General features: G+C 70.9%; 19 protein-coding genes and 1 riboswitch. Of the genes, 7 read left to right on the top strand and 12 right to left on the bottom strand.

The genetic code is table 11. The features are described 5' to 3' along the window. Window positions 1-58: 58 nt before the first annotated feature. From ACFUPX_RS05770 to ACFUPX_RS05750, 5 genes are all read right to left on the bottom strand, one after another. Window positions 59-1,828 (bottom strand): ABC transporter substrate-binding protein, encoded by a 1,770-nt coding sequence (locus ACFUPX_RS05770; RefSeq protein WP_383316569.1) that lies wholly within the window; start codon window positions 1,826-1,828, stop codon window positions 59-61. A 101-nt stretch (window positions 1,829-1,929) separates the two neighbouring features. Beyond that, entirely contained in the window at window positions 1,930-2,934 is a 1,005-nt protein-coding gene (locus ACFUPX_RS05765) for an ABC transporter permease (protein WP_383316566.1), read from the bottom strand. A gap of 352 nt (window positions 2,935-3,286) precedes the next feature. Next, complete coding sequence (locus tag ACFUPX_RS05760; RefSeq protein WP_383316562.1) at window positions 3,287-4,060, bottom strand: enhanced serine sensitivity protein SseB C-terminal domain-containing protein; 774 nt, start codon at window positions 4,058-4,060, stop codon at window positions 3,287-3,289. A gap of 123 nt (window positions 4,061-4,183) precedes the next feature. After that, complete coding sequence (locus ACFUPX_RS05755; RefSeq protein WP_383316559.1) at window positions 4,184-5,023, bottom strand: enhanced serine sensitivity protein SseB; 840 nt, start codon at window positions 5,021-5,023, stop codon at window positions 4,184-4,186. Between the two features lie 64 nt (window positions 5,024-5,087). Then, window positions 5,088-5,762, bottom strand: a complete 675-nt coding sequence (locus ACFUPX_RS05750; RefSeq protein ID WP_383316995.1) for an AAA family ATPase — start codon at window positions 5,760-5,762, stop codon at window positions 5,088-5,090. 153 nt (window positions 5,763-5,915) lie between these two features. Further along, a riboswitch (glycine riboswitch) is annotated at window positions 5,916-6,022 on the top strand. A gap of 147 nt (window positions 6,023-6,169) precedes the next feature. On the opposite strand from ACFUPX_RS05750, the gene gcvT reads away from it, so the two are divergent. The 4 genes from gcvT (at window position 6,170) to ACFUPX_RS05730 (ending at window position 10,583) form a co-directional block, all read left to right on the top strand. Further along, window positions 6,170-7,309 carry a glycine cleavage system aminomethyltransferase GcvT gene (gene gcvT / locus ACFUPX_RS05745; protein WP_383316556.1) on the top strand — a complete coding sequence of 380 codons (1,140 nt, stop codon included), beginning with the start codon at window positions 6,170-6,172 and terminating at the stop codon, window positions 7,307-7,309. Between the two features lie 58 nt (window positions 7,310-7,367). Continuing rightward, entirely contained in the window at window positions 7,368-7,745 is a 378-nt protein-coding gene (gene gcvH / locus ACFUPX_RS05740) for a glycine cleavage system protein GcvH (protein ID WP_383316553.1), read from the top strand. A 30-nt stretch (window positions 7,746-7,775) separates the two neighbouring features. After that, entirely contained in the window at window positions 7,776-9,038 is a 1,263-nt protein-coding gene (glyA, locus tag ACFUPX_RS05735; protein ID WP_383316550.1) for a serine hydroxymethyltransferase, read from the top strand. 159 nt (window positions 9,039-9,197) lie between these two features. After that, the gene (locus tag ACFUPX_RS05730; RefSeq protein ID WP_383316992.1) at window positions 9,198-10,583 is read left to right on the top strand and encodes an L-serine ammonia-lyase; all 1,386 of its coding nucleotides are present in this window, start codon (window positions 9,198-9,200) and stop codon (window positions 10,581-10,583) included. Window positions 10,584-10,605: 22 nt separating this feature from the next. On the opposite strand, the gene ACFUPX_RS05725 is transcribed toward ACFUPX_RS05730, so the two are convergent. The 4 genes from ACFUPX_RS05725 to ACFUPX_RS05710 form a co-directional block, all read right to left on the bottom strand. Then, on the bottom strand, window positions 10,606-12,159 hold the full coding sequence (locus ACFUPX_RS05725; RefSeq protein ID WP_383316547.1) for an alpha/beta hydrolase: 1,554 nt from the start codon (window positions 12,157-12,159) through the stop codon (window positions 10,606-10,608). A gap of 221 nt (window positions 12,160-12,380) precedes the next feature. Then, window positions 12,381-13,691, bottom strand: coding sequence for a sensor histidine kinase (locus tag ACFUPX_RS05720; RefSeq protein WP_383316544.1), 1,311 nt, complete (start codon window positions 13,689-13,691; stop codon window positions 12,381-12,383). Then, window positions 13,688-14,350 carry a response regulator transcription factor gene (locus tag ACFUPX_RS05715; protein ID WP_383316989.1) on the bottom strand — a complete coding sequence of 221 codons (663 nt, stop codon included), beginning with the start codon at window positions 14,348-14,350 and terminating at the stop codon, window positions 13,688-13,690. Before ACFUPX_RS05715 ends, ACFUPX_RS05720 begins: the two co-directional genes overlap by 4 nt. Before the next feature lie 60 nt (window positions 14,351-14,410). After that, complete coding sequence (locus ACFUPX_RS05710; RefSeq protein ID WP_383316540.1) at window positions 14,411-15,070, bottom strand: GNAT family N-acetyltransferase; 660 nt, start codon at window positions 15,068-15,070, stop codon at window positions 14,411-14,413. Window positions 15,071-15,151: 81 nt separating this feature from the next. On the opposite strand from ACFUPX_RS05710, the gene ACFUPX_RS05705 reads away from it, so the two are divergent. Continuing rightward, window positions 15,152-15,364 (top strand): EF-hand domain-containing protein, encoded by a 213-nt coding sequence (locus ACFUPX_RS05705; protein ID WP_383316537.1) that lies wholly within the window; start codon window positions 15,152-15,154, stop codon window positions 15,362-15,364. Window positions 15,365-15,423: 59 nt separating this feature from the next. Here the strand turns inward: ACFUPX_RS05705 and ACFUPX_RS05700 are convergent, their stop codons facing one another. Beyond that, the gene (locus ACFUPX_RS05700) at window positions 15,424-16,215 is read right to left on the bottom strand and encodes an ABC transporter ATP-binding protein (protein ID WP_383316534.1); all 792 of its coding nucleotides are present in this window, start codon (window positions 16,213-16,215) and stop codon (window positions 15,424-15,426) included. Further along, window positions 16,212-17,918 (bottom strand): 2-isopropylmalate synthase, encoded by a 1,707-nt coding sequence (leuA, locus tag ACFUPX_RS05695; RefSeq protein WP_383316987.1) that lies wholly within the window; start codon window positions 17,916-17,918, stop codon window positions 16,212-16,214. The genes ACFUPX_RS05700 and leuA overlap by 4 nt, the downstream gene beginning before the upstream one ends. Before the next feature lie 286 nt (window positions 17,919-18,204). On the opposite strand from leuA, the gene ACFUPX_RS05690 reads away from it, so the two are divergent. Next, a complete protein-coding gene (locus ACFUPX_RS05690) occupies window positions 18,205-18,900 on the top strand; it encodes a FadR/GntR family transcriptional regulator (protein ID WP_383316531.1) in 696 nt (231 codons plus the stop codon). 88 nt (window positions 18,901-18,988) lie between these two features. Continuing rightward, window positions 18,989-19,537, top strand: a complete 549-nt coding sequence (locus ACFUPX_RS05685; RefSeq protein WP_383316528.1) for a GNAT family N-acetyltransferase — start codon at window positions 18,989-18,991, stop codon at window positions 19,535-19,537. Between the two features lie 43 nt (window positions 19,538-19,580). On the opposite strand, the gene ACFUPX_RS05680 is transcribed toward ACFUPX_RS05685, so the two are convergent. Continuing rightward, on the bottom strand, window positions 19,581-20,231 hold the full coding sequence (locus ACFUPX_RS05680; protein ID WP_383316524.1) for a MerR family transcriptional regulator: 651 nt from the start codon (window positions 20,229-20,231) through the stop codon (window positions 19,581-19,583). Between the last annotated feature and the right edge of the window lie 75 nt (window positions 20,232-20,306).

The raw sequence follows: 20,306 nt of genomic DNA, 5'->3' as shown, positions 1-20,306 counted from the left end.
CATCACCTGCCCTTCGGACTGGCGGGATTCGGCGGTGGGACTGCCTTGGCGGCGGGGACTACTTCTTGTCGTTCACACCGAGCGAGACGTAGTCGTAGCGACCGCTGTAAGCGGCGGACGAGTAGACGTTGGTCGCCCGCGAGGAACGCCAGCTGATGTTCTTCTCGTAGATGAAGGGCATCCAGTAGGCCTTGTCGACGATCTCGTGGGCCAGATCGGTGTAGATCTCACCGGCCTTGTCGGGGTCGACCGTGCCGATCGCGTCGTCGAAGTACTTGTCGATCTTCGGCTCGTCGATCTGCGACTCGTTGTAGTTGCCGTTCTCATTGATGAAACGGCTGTCGAACAGCGGCTGGGCGTAGCCCTGGCCGGTCGGGAAGTCCGGACCCCAGCCCGCCATCGTCATGCCGATGCCGCGCTTCTTCACCACCGAGGGAGAGCCGGTGATGCTGGAGGAGTCGGCGCCGTCGATCTGGTCGACATCGGCGTTGATGTTGACCTTCTTCAGCTGCTCCTGGAGCGCCGTGGCGGCGTCCACCTCACCCGGCTGGTTGGTGCGGGCCGAGATCTTGGTCGAGAAGCCGTTCGGCTTGCCGCACTCCTTGAGCTGGGCCTTCGCCTTGGCGGCGTCCGGCTTGCCCTTGCGCTTGAGGATGCCGTACGGGTCGTAGTCGTCGTGACCCTTGATCGACTTCGGGAAGACGTTGGTGGCGATCTCGCCGGCGGCGACCTCGCCGCCACGGGTCTTCTGCAGGCTCGCGAAGTCCGTGGCGTAGAAGACGGCCTTGCGGCAGGCCTCGTTGTCGAACGGCTTCGTCTTGGTCACCAGGGCGACGTAACGGACGAAGTCCGTCTGCATGTTGTCGACGTTGTCCTTGTGGTCCTGAATGGCGGTGGTACGACCCGACTGGGTCATGCCGGTGCCATTCATGTCGACGTCGTAGTCGCCTTCCATCAGGCGCTTGTCGTTCTCTTCGAGGTTCGCCGAGATGGTGACCGAGATCTTGTCCGGCAGGGCCGGGCGGACCGGGTCGGACGACTTCTTCCAGTTCGGGTTGCGCACCAGGGTGATGCTCTTGCCCGCGCTGTAGTTCTGGAACTTGTACGGACCGGAGGAGAACGGGCGCTGGGTGTACTTGGCGCCGGTGTCCTCGGACTGCTTCACCGGGGTGCCCGACGGCATCGCGAGCATCTGCTCGAAGTCGCCGTTCTTCTTGGGCAGCTTGAAGATGATGGTGTTGTCGTCCGGCGTCTCGACCGCCTTCAGACCCAGCTTGTCCTTCGTCTTGTCCTCGTAGGGGCCCTTGTACTCGCCCTTGGGGTCAAGCGTGGACTTGAGGTAGCCGGGGCCACCGGTGATGACCTTGGTCGCCCAGATGCGCTCGATGCCGTACTTGATGTCCTTGGAGGTCAGCTTCGAGCCGTCCTCCCAGGTCAGCCCGGAACGCAGCTTGTACGTGTAGGTCTTGCCGTCGTCGCTGATCTTCGCCGTGGACTCGGCGAGGTCGGGGACGAGCTTGTTGGACGCGGCACCCGGCTTGGTGTCGTACGTGATCAGCGTGCGGGTGTAGTACCGCATGAAGTCCCACGTCATGCCGTAGTACGCGCGCTGCGGGTCGGCCGAGTCCAGGTCCTGCTTGGCGATGAACTTGAGCGTCCCGCCCTTCTTCGCAGACTTGTTCGCGACGTTGCCGATCGCCTTGTTGTAGCCGGCACCCTTGCTGTCGTCGTCGTCGCTGCCGCCGCCGCACGCCGTGGTGGTCACCAGCGCCGCCACGACGAGGGCCGCACCGGCGGTCAACCGTCGTTTGGAAGAACCTGTGGGCATTTCTCGCATCCTCCGAGATTCGCGGTCCTTGGCTTTGGCTGCCTGAAGAACCATGGGAAGAGCCACCTGACGCTGCGGCAGGGGCAAGCCAGTTGGGGCTGTTAACGGGTTCCCTTGGGGTCCAGGGCGTCGCGCAGCCCATCACCGAAGAGGTTGAAGGCAAGCACGGTCACGAAGATCGCCAGGCCGGGGAAGACCATGAACATCGGGTCGTGCTCGTACGTCGCAAGGGCGTCACGGAGCATGCCGCCCCAGGAAGCCGTCGGCGGGCGTACACCTGCGCCGAGGAAGCTGAGCGCCGCTTCGGTGAGGATGTTGGTGGGGATCATGAGCGTCGCGTAGACGGTGATCGGAGCGATCAGGTTCGGCAGCAGCTCACGGAAGAGGATGTGCCGTTGGCCGCCGCCGAGGCTGCGGGCCGCCTCCACGTACTCGCGTTCACGCAGCGAGAGGGTCTGGCCGCGGACGATGCGTCCGACGTAGGGCCAGCCGAAGAAGCCGATCACCAGGATCAGTACCGCGATGCGGACACCGCTGCCGGTGAGGCCGAGCAGGTCGTCGGGGAGGACCGAGACCAGGGAGATCACGAAGAGCAGCTGCGGGAAGGCGAGCAGCACGTCCATGACCCGGCTGATCAGCGCGTCGACCCAGCCGCCGAAGTAGCCGGCGATGATGCCGAAGAAGGTGCCCAGCGCCACGGCCACCACTGCGGCGAGGAACGCCACGAGCAGGGAGATCCGGGCGCCGTAGACGATCCGGCTGAAGATGTCGCGGCCCTTGTTCGGCTCGACGCCGAAGAGGAAGTCACCACTCATGCCGCCGAACGCGCCCTTGGGCAGGTTCGTCAGGTCTTCGAGCTCGTCCTGGTGGAACTCGTTGGGCGGGTGGCCCAGCAGGGAGACGATCAGGGGCGCGAAGACGGCGACGAAGACCAGGACGAGCACGGTGATGCCGCCGGCCAGCGCGACCTTGTCCCGCTTCAGGCGGTTCCAGGCGATCTGCTTGAGGGACCGCCCCTCGACCTTCTTCACCCCTGCATCAGCTGCGGGAGCGACGTCCGCCGTCGGGTCCGCGTCCGCAGGTGTGTCATGCAATGGTGCCGTCATCGTGGCAGGGACCCCTCTCAACCGGTGGTGACCGGCCCGCACTTGTCGCTGTAGCGATGTGATCAGTCCGTCGTGCACGGGGCGAAGCGCCCCTGCTGCGGGAGTCTTCATCGCGGTTGCGATCTGTTACCAGCCTTGACGGGGAATGGATGCGCAACCGTGATGCTGATCGAGGTGTTCCGTTATCCGGACGCAGGTGAACGAGGGGCGAACACGGGGCAGTTGGGTCACAAAGCGCCACGGGAGCCCATAGGACCCCTCCGCCACCAGAACGGACATCGTGACGGTCAGGGCAGGTATACGAGCCGGAGTGGCCGGTTCAGCGCGCTTCCGGCGCGGCTGCGGGTCCGCTTCAGTACGGCGCGGGGTAGCCGTACCCGCCCGCGGGCGCCGGGGCGGGCTGGGCCTCGCGGTCGTAGAACGGCCTGACGTTGGCGCTCAGCCACATGGCCACCGGGTCGTACGCGTCCGACATCGCGACCGTCGAGACGGGCAGGCCGTCGGGGACCGCGGCGATCGACTGCTGCATCATCGTGCGTACCCCGTCCACCGAGGACGCCGACGTGTCGTACACATCGAGGCCGATGGCCAGATACGGCGCGCCGAGGGCGGGCTGCACCCAGGCGCGGCGCAGCGAGCGGACCGCGGGGGTGCGGTGCGCGTTCTGCGTGAGCAGGGCGTAGAACTGGGGGATCTCGATGGCCGGCTCGGTGAGCCTGAGGGGGCCCGCGGGCAGCAGGTCCAGGCCCGACGCGATGCGCCGCAGGTCGAGCCAGGGGATGCCGACGCCGCCGCCGGGGGCGTGCGGGTTGAGCCAGAGGCCGTAGTGGTCGGGGTAGAGGGTGCGGGAGATGTCGACGCCGCTGACCACCTCGTACGAGCGGTTCCAGCCACTGGCGGAGAGCTCCTGGGCGGAGGTCACGCACGGCGCGTACCCCAGGCCCTCGACCTCCATGTTCCCGTACTGCGCGTCGGGGGATCCGGCCTGGCCGTGCCAGAGCAGCATCCACACCTGGTCGGCGGCGAGTGCCCGCAGGAGCGCCTCGTAGGCGTCGTAACGCCCCGGCGTCACCTGGCGCAGCATGTGCTCGACCTGCCCGGCCGCAGCCGTGCCCGACGCACTCACCCTTAACCGCCCCTTCGCGATGACCCGCTGACCCGGTGGACCCAGGTCATGAAACCAGCTTAAGCGGCGATCCTGACACCGACTTGACGTACGGCACCCTCACACACGTACCTGCACATGTCCTTACGCGTGTCCGTGCTCGTGTCCGTGTCCGTGTCCGTGCTCGTGTCCGTGCCCGTGTCCGGCGGCCTGGCCGAAGAAGGGGCGGACCCGCTCGCGCAGCCAGTCGCCGACCGGATCCTGGGCGACGTCGAGCAGCACCAGGTTCACCGGCCAGGCCACCGGCGCGTGGCCAAGGGCCCGGCCCACGGCCTCCATCGGCAGCTCGCGCGCGTTGCCCTCCCAGGAGGTCAGTTCGACCCCGACGAAGAGCGTGGGGTCCTCCCCCTCGACGCTCGCCAGGCAGCGGCGGGCGCTCAGGACGACCCCGGTGGCCTCGAACTCCCGGGCGGCGGCGGCCAGGAAGTCCACCGGGTCCTCCTGCCAGTCCGGCTCGAAGAGGCGTACGCGACCGCCGCTCGCGGGTCCGTCCAGCGGGGTGCGCCCCGCCCGGCAGAGCTCGGCGACGGCCGGCGGCGGCAGCGGGACCCCGATCGTGCCGTCCGGGTTGACCGCGATGCCCAGCTGCGGGGGGAGGCCGCGCGCGAACTCCACGGCGGGCGCCACGGTGCAGCCCATCCGGCCGCCGGTGGCCTGCTGGAACTGCTGCTGGGAGCTGAACACGGGCACGTAGGCCTGGCCGTCGATCTCCATCGTGGGCAGGTCCAGGGTGCCGGTGTCGGGGCCCCCGCCGTTCGGCAGCGGGATCCAGATGTGGCTGCGGCCGAGCACCTCGACTATGCGGGCCCCCGCGGACGCCGGGGCCGCCCCGGGCGTGCCGAGGGCTGCCGCGAGCACCTCTTCGAGTTCGTTGCCCGGCCATCCTCCGTAAGGATGGGCGTGCGCCTGCGCCGGAATGTCCATCGTTCGTAACCCCTGCTCGGTCCCGCTCTGCGTGCGGCACGACCCTAACGTGGCGACCGTCGGCTCAGCCTCCGAAGCCGATCCCCCGCAGCACGCCCGCCGCCGTCCGGTCGAGCAGCACCGCCGAGCCGCAGCCGCGCGGCAGGTCGCCCCGCTCGGCGGCGCCGACCAGGCGGCCGATCGTCCTGCGGTGGCGCGCGAAGGCGTACCTCGACACCCCGCGCCCCCGCGAAAGCTGGCCATCCATGGCGGTGTCCGGCGGCACGTCGAGCAGCAGCAGGTGCAGCGCCGTGCCGCGCCGCGCGGCCTCGCGGGCCAGCCAGCGGCGCACCCAGGCCTGGGTGCCGCAGTCGTGCACCACGACGCTCTCGCCGGAGCGCAGGGCTTTGCGCAGCCCCGCGTAGTGCGCGAGGCGGACCAGGGGGCGGTACACCGCGTACGGCAGCAGGCCCGGCATGCGCCTGGCCCAGCGGTCGCGGGTGTCCTGCGAGTCGATGCGCGGGCCCGCCACGGCCCTGCGCATCAGCGTGGACTTGCCGCTGCCCGGCAGGCCGGAGACGACGATCAGGTCGCCGTCACCGAACATGAGCCGGTGCGGGCTGTGGCCGGTCCGCTGCCGCAGGTCGCGGACTATGGCCACCGGCAGGGGGCCGCAGCTCTCCCTGGTGGGGGCGGCGGCCTGTTTGGGCAGGGCCACCCCTGTGTTGGTCGCGTAGACACTCGTCCTGCGCACCGTGATCGGCCTCCCCATAGCGGTCACGTACCTGCTTCCCGCAGCTTCCCCGGCAAGTGTAAAGAGAAGGTAATGCGGCACAAGGGCATTACTCGACCGGCACTGCCCTGTGACGCGAGCCCGTGCAATGATGTGCCCGCAAACTCCATACAGGCCGTTTGAATCCGCGCGGGAGAGTTCCCGGTCACCGTCGTATCGACGCACCGGGGCGCCGAAGGAGCAAGTCCCTCCCTTGAATCTCTCAGGCCCCGTACCGCGCGGGCGAGGCACATCTGAAAAGCGGGCCGCTCCTGCGGCTCCACCCAAGGTGCAAGTCATGGCCCCTTATACGAGCGGGTCGTGGTGAACCTCTCAGGTTCCGATGACAGATGGGGAGGATCGACCTCGCCCGTCATGCCCTGGGAGTTCCACGTATGAGCACCGCCCCCCGTCTGACTGCCCTCGATGCCGTGCACCGTGCGCTCGGCGCGACCATGACCGACTTCGCGGGCTGGGACATGCCGCTCCGGTACGGCAGCGAGCGCGACGAGCACGTCGCCGTCCGCACCAAGGCCGGTCTCTTCGACCTCTCCCACATGGGCGAGATCACGGTCTCTGGTCCCCAGGCCGTGGACTTCCTGAACTTCGCGCTGGTCGGCAACATCGGCTCCATCGGTGTCGGCCGCGCCCGCTACACGATGATCTGTGCCGAGGACGGCGGGATCCTGGACGACCTGATCGTCTACCGGCTCAGCGAGGCCGAGGCCGAGGCCCCCCAGTACATGGTCGTCGCCAACGCCTCGAACGCGCAGGTCGTGCTGGACGCGCTCACCGCCCGCGCCGAGGGCTTCGACGCGGAGGTCCGTGACGACCGCGACGCGTACGCGCTGCTCGCCGTCCAGGGTCCCGAGTCCCCCGGCATCCTGAAGTCAGTCACGGACGCGGACCTGGACGGCCTGAAGTACTACGCGGGCCTGCCCGGCACGGTCGCCGGTGTCCCCGCGCTGATCGCCCGCACGGGCTACACCGGCGAGGACGGCTTCGAGCTCTTCGTCGCGCCCGGCGACGCCGAGAAGCTCTGGGGCGCGCTGATGGCGGCGGGCGAGCCCGTCGGCCTGATCCCCGCCGGGCTCTCCTGCCGCGACACCCTGCGCCTGGAGGCGGGCATGCCGCTGTACGGGCACGAGCTGACTGCCGGGCTCACGCCCTTCGACGCGGGCCTGGGCCGGGTCGTGAAGTTCGAGAAGACCTCGCAGTCCGACACCTTCGTGGGGCGCGCGGCGCTCGCGGCCGCCGCCGAGCGCGCCGAGACCGCTCCCCCGCGCAAGCTGGTGGGCCTGATCGCCGAGGGCCGTCGCATCCCGCGCGCGGGCTTCTCCGTGGTCGCCGACGGCAGGGTCATCGGCGAGGTCACCTCCGGCGCCCCGTCCCCGACGCTGGGCAAGCCGATCGCCATCGCGTACGTCGACGCGGCGCACGCGGCCCCCGGCACCGAGGGCGTGGGCGTGGACATCCGCGGCACGCACGAGCCCTACGAGGTCGTGGCTCTGCCGTTCTACAAGCGCCAGAAGTGACACCCCGCACAGCAGCCTCGTCCACCAGCACTCCCCCGCGTACAGGAGAATTCAGGTCATGAGCAACCCCCAGCAACTGCGTTACAGCAAGGAGCACGAGTGGCTCTCGGCCACCGAGGACGGTGTGGCGACGGTCGGTATCACCGAGCACGCCGCCAACGCGCTCGGTGACGTCGTCTACGCCGACCTTCCCGAGGCCGGCGCCGCGGTGACCGCGGGCGAGACGTGCGGCGAGCTCGAGTCGACCAAGTCGGTCAGCGACCTGTATTCGCCGGTGACCGGCGAGGTCGTCGAGTCGAACCAGGACGTCGTGGACGACCCCTCGCTGGTCAACTCCGCCCCGTTCGAGGGTGGTTGGCTCTTCAAGGTGCGCGTCTCGGAGGAGCCGAAGGACCTGCTCTCCGCGGACGAGTACACCGAGTTCTCCGGCAGCTGAAGCCCCCCGAAGACCCCTAGGGACCACCTGATGTCGCTTCTCAACACCCCTCTCCACGAGCTGGACCCGGACGTCGCCGCCGCCGTCGACGCCGAGCTCCACCGCCAGCAGTCCACCCTGGAAATGATCGCCTCGGAGAACTTCGCTCCGGTCGCCGTCATGGAGGCCCAGGGCACGGTCCTCACCAACAAGTACGCCGAGGGCTACCCCGGCCGCCGCTACTACGGCGGCTGCGAGCACGTCGACGTGGCCGAGCAGATCGCGATCGACCGGCTCAAGGAGCTGTTCGGCGCCGAGTACGCCAACGTCCAGCCGCACTCCGGTGCCTCCGCCAACCAGGCCGCCCTCTTCGCGATCGCCAAGCCCGGCGACACGATCCTGGGCCTGGACCTGGCGCACGGCGGCCACCTCACCCACGGCATGCGCCTGAACTTCTCCGGCAAGCAGTTCAACGTGGTCCCGTACCACGTCGACGAGGCCGGTCTGATCGACATGGCCGAGGTCGAGCGCCTGGCCAAGGAGAGCAGCCCCAAGGTCATCATCGCGGGCTGGTCCGCCTACCCGCGTCAGCTGGACTTCGCCGAGTTCCGCCGGATCGCCGACGAGGTCGGCGCGTACCTGTGGGTCGACATGGCGCACTTCGCCGGGCTCGTCGCCGCGGGCCTGCACCCCAACCCGGTGCCGTTCGCGGACGTGGTCACCTCCACCACGCACAAGACGCTCGGCGGCCCGCGCGGCGGCATCATCCTGGCCCGCAGCAAGGAGTTCGCCAAGAAGCTGAACTCCGCGGTCTTCCCCGGCTTCCAGGGCGGCCCCCTGGAGCACGTGATCGCGGCCAAGGCCGTCTCCTTCAAGATCGCGGCCTCCGAGGAGTTCAAGGAGCGCCAGCAGCGCACCCTGGACGGCGCCCGCATCCTGGCCGAGCGCCTGGTGCGGGACGACGCGAAGGCCGTCGGCGTCGACGTCCTGTCCGGCGGCACGGACGTGCACCTGGTCCTGGTGGACCTGCGCAACTCCGAGCTGGACGGCCAGCAGGCCGAGGACCGCCTCCACGAGGTCGGCATCACGGTCAACCGCAACGCGGTCCCGAACGACCCGCGCCCCCCGATGGTCACCTCGGGCCTGCGGATCGGTACGCCCGCGCTCGCGACCCGTGGCTTCCAGGAGGACGACTTCCGTGAGGTCGCCGACGTCATCGCCGAGGCGCTGAAGCCGGGCGACGTGGACACGGAATCGCTCAAGGCCCGGGTCTCGGCCTTGGCGGCGAAGCACCCCCTGTACCCCAACCTGTAGCAGTTTCGTACGCTTTACTTCGTACGAATCTTCGGGGCACCGCGCACACTGGACAGTGAAGACAGTGAGTGCGGTGCCCCGGCTCATGCCCAGCTTTTCGTAGTTCTCTGCACCACCCCGGCAGACAACGGCGTCTACCAACCACCATTGGAGTTTCTCGTGGCCCTCTCGGTCTTCGACCTGTTCTCGATCGGCATCGGCCCGTCCAGCTCCCACACGGTCGGTCCCATGCGCGCCGCCCGCATCTTCGCGAGCCGCCTCAAGAACGAGGGCCTGATGGCCCACACCACCGCCATACGGGCCGAGCTCTACGGCTCCCTCGGCGCGACGGGCCACGGCCACGGCACCCCCAAGGCCGTCCTGCTCGGCCTGGAGGGCGAGTCGCCGCGCACGGTGGACGTCGAGTCGGCCGACGCCCGTGTCGAGGAGATCAAATCGGGCGGCCGCATCAACCTCCTCGGCATGCACGAGATCGACTTCGACTTCGACGAGGACCTGGTCCTGCACCGCCGCAAGGCCCTGCCGTACCACGCCAACGGCATGACGATCTTCGCGTACGACCGTGAGGGCGCCCTCGTCCTGGAGAAGACGTACTACTCCGTGGGCGGCGGCTTCGTCGTCGACGAGGACGCGGTGGCCGGCGAGAACCCGGTCGTGCCGGACGACACGGTCCTCAAGCACCCCTTCCGCACCGGCGACGAGCTGCTGCGCCTGGCCGAGGAGACCGGCCTCTCCATCTCCGCGCTGATGCTGGAGAACGAGAAGGCCTGGCGCACCGAGGCGGAGATCCGCGAGGGTCTGCTGGACATCTGGCGCGTGATGCAGGCGTGCGTGTCGCGCGGCATGTCCCGCGAGGGCATCCTGCCGGGCGGCCTCAAGGTCCGCCGCCGCGCGGCCAACTCGGCACGCCAGCTGCGCGCCGAGGGCGATCCGCAGGCCCGCGCCATGGAGTGGATCACGCTCTACGCGATGGCCGTGAACGAGGAGAACGCCGCGGGCGGCCGTGTCGTGACCGCCCCGACGAACGGCGCCGCGGGCATCATCCCCGCGGTCCTGCACTACTACATGAACTTCGTGGCCGGCGGGTCCACCCAGGAGGAGCGGGAGGACGGCGTGGTCCGCTTCCTCCTCGCCGCGGGCGCGATCGGCATGCTCTTCAAGGAGAACGCCTCGATCTCCGGCGCCGAGGTCGGCTGCCAGGGCGAGGTCGGCTCCGCCTGCTCGATGGCGGCGGGCGCCTTCGCCGAGGTGCTCGGCGGCAGCCCCGAGAAGGTCGAGAACGCGGCCGAGATCGGCATGGAGCACAACCTCGGCCTGACCTGCGACCCGGTCGGCGGGCTCGTCCAGATCCCGTGCATCGAGCGCAACGGCATGGCGGCGGTGAAGGCCGTGACCGCGGCGAAGATGGCGATGCGCGGTGACGGCAACCACAAGGTGTCCCTCGACAAGGTCATCAAGACCATGAAGGAGACCGGGGCGGACATGAGCGTGAAGTACAAGGAGACGGCGCGGGGCGGGCTCGCGGTGAACATCATCGAGTGCTGAGCCTCTGATCCCCGCGCCTCCGTCAGCAGGTGGCGTCGGGGCGGACCGGCTTCAGGTCGGTGAGGTAGGCGTCGACGGCCTTCGTGACGCAGGCGTTGCTGCGGCCGTACGCGGTGTGGCCCAGGCCCTCGTAGGTCAGGAGCATGCCGCCGGGGAACTGGTCCGCCAGGCTCTCGGCCTCCTCGTACGGGGTGGCAGGGTCGCCGGTGGTGCCGATCACCAGGACCGGGGGGACGCCGGGTGCGTGGACCTTGTGGGTCTTGTGGGGGTGCTGGGTGTCTGTGGGCCAGTCCTCGCAGGTGAGTTCGTCGGTGACGCTGGTGGTGCCGTAGACGCCTGCCGCCTTGTCGGCGGGGGCCAGGGCGTTCCAGTAGGGGCGGGCGCTCCGGGGGTGCGGGGTGTCCAGGCAGCTCACGGCGACGATGGCGGCGTCGCTGTTGTCGGTGTCGGCGCCCCGTGTCCGACGGTGGTGGGTGTCCGTGGTGGTGGGTTCGTCGGCGGACGCCAGGGCCGCCAGTTTGGTGCCGTCGCCTCGGTCCGCGTCGCTCAGGGCCTCCGACAGGCCCTCCCACTCGTCCTCCGGCGTGTACATCGCGGCGGTGACGACGTCGAGCAGCGTCCGCGCGTCGACGCCGTACTCGTCGCCGTCGGCCGGCAGCGGTTCGCTTGCCGCCTGCTCGTAGAGACCGTCGATCAGCTCGGATATCTCGTCGGGCGTGCGGCCGGGGCAGCTGTCTCCCGCGACGTCCGCGCAGTACTCGGCGTAGTCGTCCACGGCCCTGCGGAACCCCACGGCCTGGCTCACGGCACGTTCCTGCCAGCCGAGGGAGGGGTCGACTGCGCCGTCCAGGGCCAGTGCGCGGACGCGGCGGGGGAAGAGTTCGGCGTAGGAGGTGCCGAGGCTCGTTCCGTACGACCACCCCAGATAAGTGAGTTTCGAGTCGCCGAGGGCCGCGCGCAGTACGTCCATGTCGCGGGCCGCGTCCTCCGTGCCGACCTGCCGCAGGATGCCGCCGCTGTCCTTCGCGCAGGCCGCGGCGGTGGCGCGGGCTGCGGCGAGGGTGCGGGCGCGGTCGTCGGTGGTCCGCGGATAGAGCGGCTCAGCCGCACTGTCTTCGCCCTCCTTCGCTTCCTCCGCGCACTTCACGGCGGGCTTGCTGCCGCCTACGCCTCGCGGATCGAAGGAGACGATGTCGAAGCGGGCGCGCACCTTGGCGCCGAACGATGCGCCGCCGTCCGACGTGATGTCGTCCACGCCGCCGGCGCCGGGACCACCCGGGTTGTAGACGAGCGACCCGATGCGCCGGCCCCGGTCGGCGGTGGCGGCCTTGGCCACCGGCAGGACGAAGGTCTTGCCGTTCTCCGGGTGGGAGTAGTCGCGGGGGACGGTCAGCCGGGCGCATTCGAGGTCACCGCAGTGCTTCCACTTCAGCTGCTGCGTGTAGAAGGGCTTCAGCTCGGCGGGGGTGGCTGCGGGGTCGGCTGCGCCGGAGCAGCCGGTGAGGGTGGCGGCTCCGAGGAGGGCGAGGGCGAGGGCGAGGAAGAGAGGGGGGCGGCGGCGGGCGGCGGGGTTCAACGGTGCTCCCAAGATCGGTTCTGGTCGCTCACCTTGCCTGGGTGATGCTGAGGATTTGATGAGGGGCGGGGTCCGTCTTGGGGGGGGAGCCGCGCCGGTATGTCCCCTCACGTGCGCCGGCAATCGGGTGGGTGGGCGGGAAAGCTTGTTCGGTCAGGGGGTGCCGCGGGGCAAACGGGCGGGTGGGTGGGAGAGGCTCGTTCGGCGAGGGGGGCTGCTGCTCAGGGGTGGGTGAGGGCTGACCCCACCGCAGGGGGGAGTTTCAGGGCGAAGCGGGCGCCGCCCCCCTCCCCCGGCAGCACAGCCAACGCACCCCCGTGCGCATGCGCCACCCACGCGGCGATGGAGAGCCCAAGCCCCGCCGACCCGGAGCCGGAACCCCTGCGGAAGCGGTCGAAGAGGGACTTCGCCACGTGGGGCGGCAACCCGGGGCCCGCGTCCTCGACCGTGACCGTGCCGTCGCGCGTGACGGTGACACGGACGTCCGCGGGCTCACCCGGCGCATGGCCGTGGGCGAACGCGTTGCCGAGGAGGTTCGCCACCGCTCTGCGGACCAGGTCGGGGTCGGCCACCACCACGGCGACCTCGGTCTCGACGGAGACCCGGTGCCCCGCCGCCGGGGTGTCGTCGACGACCCCCTCCACCAGCTGGTCGAGCCGCAGGGGCTCCCGCTCCAGCGCCACACCGGACATCAGCCTGGCCCGCGTCAGCAGCCCGTCGACGAGCCCGCCCATCCCGTCCGCCAGACGCAACGTACGGCGCAGGACATCCGTACGGTCCGTCTCGCCGCGCAGCGCGGTCTCGGCGAGCGTACGCAGCGAGGCGGCCGGCGTACGCAGGTCGTGCGCGGCATCGGCGAGGAACGCCTCCTGCTGGCGCAGGGCCGCGAGCGCGGGCCGGATCGCGCGGCCGGAGAGCAGGTGGCCCACCGCCGCCGAGAGGCAGATCAGGACGGCGCAGGCCGCCGCCACCAGCCACAGCAGGCGGCGGTGATCGGCACGCTGGTCGGACGTCCCGGTCATCGTGACGATGGCGCCCTGCGGGCCTTCACCCTCCCCCGCGTCAGGAGCGTAGAAAGGCTCGGACAGGAGTCGTACGGGACGGCCGTCCGTCGTGCGGCGGTCCGACGCCGCCGTGTCCTCGGCCCGCACCGCGGCCTCCCCCGCGGCCCGTACGGCGGCGGCGCCGACGGTGAGGCAGGGGTGGCGCGGCGCGTGGTCGACGTGGAGGTCCGCGCCCTTCGCCCGCGGCACCGAGAGGACCGTCAGGGGCGGGCACCCCGTGCCCATCGTCTCGGCCAGCTCCCGCGCGTCGAGGCGGTCGTCCTCGTCCGTCACGAGGAGCCCGATCGCCCAGCTGGTGTCCTGGCTCATCGTCTGGTCGAGCTGCTGGCGCCACCGCCGGTCGTCGCTCTGGACGGCGAACACCGCCATGCCGATCAGGCCCACCGCGCTGGTCAGGGCGAACAGCGCTGTGATGCGCAGACGCAGCCTGCGTACGCGCGCGGTGGGAGTGAGCGGTCGTGACGTCATGCGCCTTGGGGGGCCAAGCGGTAGCCGACCCCGCGCACGGTACGGATCAGCGGCGGATCCCCCAGCTTGCGGCGCAGCTGCGAGACGAGCACCTCCAGGACGTTGGACTGCGGCTCGGTCATCTCGTCCCAGCAGCTCTCGATGAGCTCGGCGCGGGACACCGCCTGGTCGGCCCGCGCCGCGAGGACCTCGAGCACGGCGAACTCCCTGCTGGTGAGCGTGAGCAGCAGACCCCCGCGGCGTACCAGCCTGCGCGCGGTGTCGATCTCGACGTCGGCGACGCGGTGGACCGGCGGGCGCACGACCCCGGCCCTGCGGCACAGGCTGCGCACCCTGGCGACCAGTTCGGGCACGGCGAACGGCTTGACCAGGTAGTCGTCGCCCCCGCTGGCGAACCCGTCGACGCGGTCGGCGACGGTGTCGCGCGCGGTCAGGAAGAGCACGGGGACCGTCCGGCCGGTGCGGCGCAGCTCCTCCACGTAGGCGGCGGCGTCGCCGGACGGCAGCATCCGGTCGAAGACGGCGCAGTCGTAGGCGGTGACGAAGAGCGCCTCGTCGGCCTGCGGCAGGTCCACGGTCTCGTCGACGGCGAGACCGGCGGCGCGCAGCGCGGCGGCGACCCCGAACCGTAGGTTGTCGTCGTCCTCGACCAGCAGCACTCGCACGCCGTCCACCCTATAGAGGGCCGGGTGAGGGTGCGGGTCGCGCACCACGGGCCCTCACCGTGCGAAGAACAGGGCCTCCGCGCCCACCGGCCGGTACCCCGCCGCCTGAAAGGCCCGCACACTGCGCGCGTTCCCGGCGGACTGCTGCGACCACACCGGGGCCCCGCCGGGCACCAGATGCCGGGCGGCGAGCGCGAGCGCCCTGCCGAGCCCCCGGTGTCGTACGTCATCGGCGACCTCGATCGCCGCCTCCCAGCGCCCCGCGAGCCCCCGCCCGAGCACCAGGACACCGCCGCCTTCGCAGGCCCATACCCGCACGTCGTCGCGGCGCTTGCGGGCCCGCATCACGCGGGGATGGTCCGGGTCGTCGATCTCGCGGAGGCCGAGGTCCGGTTCGGGTGCGCCCGGCAGGGCCGCTGCCACGGTCAGGAGGTCGGTGGTGTCCGTCGCGCGGCCGGTCCGCTCCAGGAACGCGGCGAGGAACAGGGGGTTCATCGTGGCGGCCAGCGGATCGCAGTCGAGCGCGGCGAGGGTGGCGTGCACCCACTTCGGGTCCTCGTCCGTGAAGACCACCGAGTGCGCGGTGAAGGCGAGCACGCCCGCGTCGCGGTGGCTGGGCTGCGGCACGACGGTGGTGGTGCCGTCGGGCGGCGGGAACCGTCCGTGCGCCGCCGCGTCGAGGATCGACCCGAGCGTGGCAGGGCTGCTGGCCATGGGCGTACTCCTTGTGATCGCGTCCCCGGACGGCCGATACCCTAACCCCCGTCAGTAGTGCACCAAGAAGGGGTGGATCCGGTGGCGGACATCGAGGAAGCGCGCAAGACGTTCGAGCAGTTCGACGCGGACGGCGACGGCTTCATCACGGCGGCCGAGTGGAAGTCGGCCATGGCGAAGATGGGGGACTTCTACGTCACCGAGCCGGTGGCCGAGGCCGTGATCGGCACGAAGGACACCAACAAGGACAAGCGCCTCTCCTTCGACGAGTTCTGGGCGAGCCTGAACAAGTAGCGGGAGTACGCACGTGGAAGGGGCCCGGCGCGCGATCGCGCCGGGCCCCTTCCGCGCGGTCAGGGGGCGCGCCGCGCGGTCCGCACGCTCCACCGCCCCTCGGTGCGCTCGATGCGCACCGGATGGTCGAAGCACTTGCTGATCTGGTCGCTGGTCAGTACGTCGTCCACGGCGCCGGAGGCGAGCACGCGGCCGTCGCGCAGCAGCAGCGCGTGCGTCGTACCGGCCGGGAGCTCCTCCAGGTGGTGCGTGACCAGGACCGTGGCGAGCTCGGGGTGGCTCTCGCGCAGGGTGTCCAGGCTGTCGAGAAGGCGTTCGCGGCCCGCGAGGTCGAGCCCGGTGGCCGGTTCGTCGAGCAGGACGAGCCGGGGTCTTGGCATCAGCGAGCGCGCGATCAGGGTCCGGCCGCGCTCGCCCTGGGAGAGCGTGGGCCAGCGCGCGCCCGTGCGGTGGGCGAGGCCGAGCATGGCGATCAGACGGTCGGCCTGCTCCTCCTGCTCGGGCGTGGGGCGCCAACGGGGCAGTGGTTCCACGCTGTTGGTGAGCCCGGTCAGGACGATGTCGCGTACGCGCAGGGGCGAGCGGAGCGGATGGCGCGGGTTCACATGGCCGACGTACGCCCGCAGTTCGCGCAGGTCGACACTGCCCAGGCGGCGGCCGAGCACCTCGACCGTGCCGTGCGTGGGGTGGGTGACGGCGCCGCAGAGGCCGAGCAGGGTCGACTTGCCCGCGCCGTTCGCGCCGAGCAGCGCCCAGTGCTCGCCGGGGCGGACGGTGAGGGTGACGTCTTCGAGGATGGGGCGCCCGTCGCGGAAGACCGTGACGTCGTCGGCGTGCAACACGGGGGTCATCGGACGGCCCCCGCCCGGTTCACGGCGGCGAGCACGGCCTGCACTGAGGCGGTCAGGACCGAGGTGTCCACGCCCGCGCCCCAGCGGACGGCGTCGCCCACCCGGCACTCCGCGTACGCGACGGCCTCGCTGCCGCCGCCCGCCCCGGTGGCATGCTCGGAGTAGTCGAGGATGTCGACGGTGATCCCGGCCGCGGCGAGCGCCTCGACGAAGGCGGAGAGGGGGCCGTTGCCCGCGCCTTCGAAGTCCCCTGTGCGATCGCCCAGTTCGAGGGTGCAGACGAAGCGGTGGGCGCCGTCCGGGGCCCGGTCGGTGGTCCAGGAACTCAGCTCCACGTCGCCGCCACCCTCCCCCGGGGCGACGTAGGTCGCGCGGAACAGCTCGTACAACTCCTTGGCACTGGCCTCCCGCCCGCTGTCGTCGGTGGCCTCCTGCACCACGCGCGAGAAGTCGGGCCGCATGCGCTGCGGCAGATCGAGGCCGTGCCGGGTCTGGAGCAGATACGCCATTCCGCCCTTGCCCGACTGGGAGTTGACGCGGATGACCGCTTCGTACGAGCGGCCGATGTCGGCGGGGTCGATGGGCAGATACGGCACGTCCCACGGCGCCCGGCTCTCCGGGATCCCCAACTCGGCCGCCCTGCGGGCGTGATGGGCGAGACCCTTGCTGATGGCGTCCTGGTGGGTGCCGGAGAAGGCGGTGTGGACGAGATCGCCCGCGTACGGGTGGCGGGGGTGCACAGGCAGCCGGTTGCAGTGCTCGACGACCTCGCGCACGGCGTCGATGCCGGAGAAGTCGACCATGGGGTCGACGCCTTGGGCGTACAGGTTCAGGGCGAGGGTCACCAGGTCCACGTTGCCGGTGCGCTCGCCGTTGCCGAAGAGGCAGCCCTCGACGCGCTGGGCCCCGGCCAGGACGGCGAGTTCGGCGCAGGCGACGCCGGTGCCACGGTCGTTGTGGGGGTGCACGGAGAGGATGACGGACGCGCGCCGGGCGAGGTGGCGGTGCAGGTACTCGATCTGGTCGGCGTACACGTTCGGGGTCGCGATCTCGACGGTGGCCGGGAGATTGTGGGTGACGGGCCGGTCGGGACTGGCCTCCCACAACTCACTGAGCGCGTCGCAGAGTTCGAGTACGTAGTCGGGCTCGGTGAGGTTGAAGGTCTCCGGCGAGAACTGGAACCGGATGTCGGCTCCCGGCCGCGCGTCCGCCAGGCGGGCCATGTGCGTGGCGGCTTCCGTGACAACGCCTCGCACCTGTGCGCGCGAGCGCCCGAGGACGACGTCGCGCCAGACGGGCGAGGTGGGGATGTAGAGGTGCACGACCGCGCGGGGCAGCCCTTCGATCGACGCGAAGGTGCGGTCGATGAGGTCGGGCTTGGCGGGCGTGAAGACGACGATGCTGACGTCGTCGGGGATCCCGCCGCTCGCACCGAGCGCGGCGAGGTCGCGCACGAAGTCGAAGTCGGCGCGGCTGGCCGACGGATAGCCGACCTCGATCTCCTTGAAGCCCATCGAGACGAGCAGGTCGAAGAAGCGGCGCTTGCGGGCGGGGTCCATCGGCTCGGCGAGTGCTTGGTTGCCGTCGCGCAGGTCGACGGGGACCCAGAGGGGGGCGCGCTGGATGCGGGCGCCGGGCCAACCGCGTTCCGCGGTGGGCACGTTGACCCGGTCCTGGTAGGGGCGGTAGCGGTGGTGCGGCATGGGGCTGGGGCGCTGCGGATTCCACGGGTACGCAGGGGATTTCACGGTGATCCCTCGGCTCGGTCGGTGGCCGACCGGCAGCACGGCACCCCGCGGCGGGGTGCCGGTCGCTTCAGGCCCCGCCGCGGCAGCCGAGAAGAAGGAGACCGCAGAAGATCATGTCGCTACACTAACCACACCTCAGCTCCTCAGACAAGCACTCCTCGGACAAGCACCTCACGCGCTCGCCCGCTCCTCAGACAGGCCCGCCTCCCCCCGGGCCCACCCCGAAAGGTATGGCCCCCGGATGCCGCTCGGCTCGCTCCGTCCCAGCCCCCTGGTCGAACAGGCCACCGAGCGCCTGCGCGAGCAGATCACCGGCGGCCACTGGCCCATCGGCAGCAGACTCCCCGGCGAGACGACCCTCGCCAAGGAGCTCGGCATCGGCCGCTCCACCGTCCGCGAGGCCCTGCGCTCCCTCGCCGGAGCGGGCCTGGTCAAGTCCCGGCAGGGCGCCGGCGTCTTCGTCATCGCCACGCAGCCGGTCGCGGACTGGCCGACGCGGCTGCGGCGGGCGGCGGTGTCGGACGTGTACGAGGTGCGGATGCTGCTGGAGGTGCAGGCGGCGCGGCTGGCGGCGATGCGTCGCACCGACGAGGACATCACCGCCATGCGCACCGCACTCCAGGCCCGCAGGGCCACCGCTTCGGCGAGCGACGCCGCCTTCGTCGACGCCGACATCGCCCTGCACGCGGCGGTGGTGGCGGCGGCCCACAACCCCGTCCTCACGGACCTCTTCGCGGAGTTCGCCCCCGTCCTGCGGGAGGGCCTGCTCAACCTCCTCGACCTGGTCGACGTACGCACGCAGGAGCCGACCCACGGCGACGCCGCCCACGCCGCGCTGGTAGGGGCGGTCGAGGCGATGGACGCGCAGGAGGCGGCACGCGTGGCACAGACCGAACTCCAGGACGTCCTGGGCCGGTTGCTGGCCCGCGATCAGTAGCACTTCCCCAGGGGGCGGCTTCCGTCGTCGCGAAGATCGTGTGCGGTGCCCGGCCGCACCGTTCTTGACGTGCGATAGGTTGCCCGCCATGGCAGAACTCGGACCCGTCGGCTGGCCACCTGCCCCGATGAGGACCCAGAGGCTCGCGCTCCGCGAGTCCGAAGCCCGAGACCGCGCTGCGTTCATCGACCTGTTCGCATCGCCGGAGGTGCGCACCCACCTCGGAGGCCCTCGACCGCGTGCCGAGCTCGAACGCGCCGCGCCTGAGATACCCGGACGGCGCCCCGGCCTGTTCGTGGTCGACCTCCACGGAGCGATGATCGGCACGATCACGCTCGATCGACGCGATGCGGAGCGTCCGGGCCACCTCCGTCCGGAAGGCCTGGAAGCCGAGCTCGGCTACATGTTCCTGCCGGACGCGTGGGGACGCGGGTACGCGGCGGAGGCGTGCGCGGCGGCACTCGGCTGGTGCGCCGACATGCTTCCCGGCGAGCCGGTGGTGCTCTGCACCCAGATCGCCAACGCCCGCTCGCTACGCCTCGCGAAGAAGCTGGGGTTCACCGAGGTGGAGCGGTTCGAGGAGTTCGACGCCGAGCAGTGGTTCGGCCGGTGGTCTTCGGTCACGCCGCCCGGTTGAGCCGGAGGGCGGACAACGACACCTCCGCGCGCGGGCTCGTGGATCAGCTCGAAGGCCGTCCCATCCCGGCGTCCCCGTACAACCGCGCCGACGCGTCCACATGCGCCAGCCGCCGCATCGCGTTGAACACCGCCTCCCCCAGCACGGTGCCGATCACCACGCTCTCCACCAGGTCCTCGACCGCCACCCGACGGTTCACGTAGCCGAGGTCGGCGCGGGCGACCACTTCGGCGGCGTCGGCGTAGTCGTCGAGCACTTCCGTGTACGCGCCGTGGCCGACGCGGCTCATGGCGGCCAGGGCCCGTGACAGGTCGGCCGCTGCGGGGTTCGACTCGTGGGTGTGCCAGCCGCGGCGGGCGATCAGTTCCTCGACCGCCGTGTTCGCGGCCGCCGCCTCGGCGTCGTCGTCGGCGTCCCCCGCCGAACCGAGCCGGTCGGCCGCGGCGCCGAGCACCTTGTGCAGCGGGCGCGCGGGGTCGTCGACCGCCGCGAGCACCTCCGCGATCGCGGCCACCTTCAGGCCGCCCACGTCGAGCAGCGCGCGGATGAGGCGCAGCCTGCGCTCGTGCGGCTCGCCGTAGTGCGCCTGGTTCGGGCTGCTCAACTCGCCCGGCGGCAACAGCCCTTCACGGACGTAGTACTTGATCGTCGGCACCGGCACACCGGTCCTGCGGCTCAACTCGCCAATACGCACGGCCTGCCCACTCTCCTGCCCAGTCGCCTGTTCGCGCCCCCGCTCGCCACTCTGTCACCGGCCGCGCCCTTGCCC

This window comes from Streptomyces sp. NPDC057302 (assembly GCF_042667685.1).
GTDB lineage: Bacteria > Actinomycetota > Actinomycetes > Streptomycetales > Streptomycetaceae > Streptomyces.
Note: the sequence above shows the minus strand (reverse complement) of the source record. Positions and strands in the feature narration are given on the sequence as shown.

Bases quoted from the DNA above. Each gene is read 5' to 3' on its own strand.
- ACFUPX_RS05710 (WP_383316540.1), bottom strand. From the start codon at position 15,070: ATGGCCAGCAGCCCTGCCACGCTCGGGTCGATCCTCGACGCGGCGGCG.
- ACFUPX_RS05720 (WP_383316544.1), bottom strand. From the start codon at position 13,691: ATGACGTCACGACCGCTCACTCCCACCGCGCGCGTACGCAGGCTGCGT.
- ACFUPX_RS05765 (WP_383316566.1), bottom strand. From the start codon at position 2,934: ATGACGGCACCATTGCATGACACACCTGCGGACGCGGACCCGACGGCG.
- gcvT (WP_383316556.1), top strand. From the start codon at position 6,170: ATGAGCACCGCCCCCCGTCTGACTGCCCTCGATGCCGTGCACCGTGCG.
- ACFUPX_RS05685 (WP_383316528.1), top strand. From the start codon at position 18,989: ATGGCAGAACTCGGACCCGTCGGCTGGCCACCTGCCCCGATGAGGACC.
- leuA (WP_383316987.1), bottom strand. From the start codon at position 17,918: ATGCCGCACCACCGCTACCGCCCCTACCAGGACCGGGTCAACGTGCCC.
- ACFUPX_RS05755 (WP_383316559.1), bottom strand. From the start codon at position 5,023: ATGGACATTCCGGCGCAGGCGCACGCCCATCCTTACGGAGGATGGCCG.
- glyA (WP_383316550.1), top strand. From the start codon at position 7,776: ATGTCGCTTCTCAACACCCCTCTCCACGAGCTGGACCCGGACGTCGCC.
- ACFUPX_RS05700 (WP_383316534.1), bottom strand. From the start codon at position 16,215: ATGACCCCCGTGTTGCACGCCGACGACGTCACGGTCTTCCGCGACGGG.
- ACFUPX_RS05770 (WP_383316569.1), bottom strand. From the start codon at position 1,828: ATGCCCACAGGTTCTTCCAAACGACGGTTGACCGCCGGTGCGGCCCTC.
- ACFUPX_RS05690 (WP_383316531.1), top strand. From the start codon at position 18,205: ATGCCGCTCGGCTCGCTCCGTCCCAGCCCCCTGGTCGAACAGGCCACC.
- gcvH (WP_383316553.1), top strand. From the start codon at position 7,368: ATGAGCAACCCCCAGCAACTGCGTTACAGCAAGGAGCACGAGTGGCTC.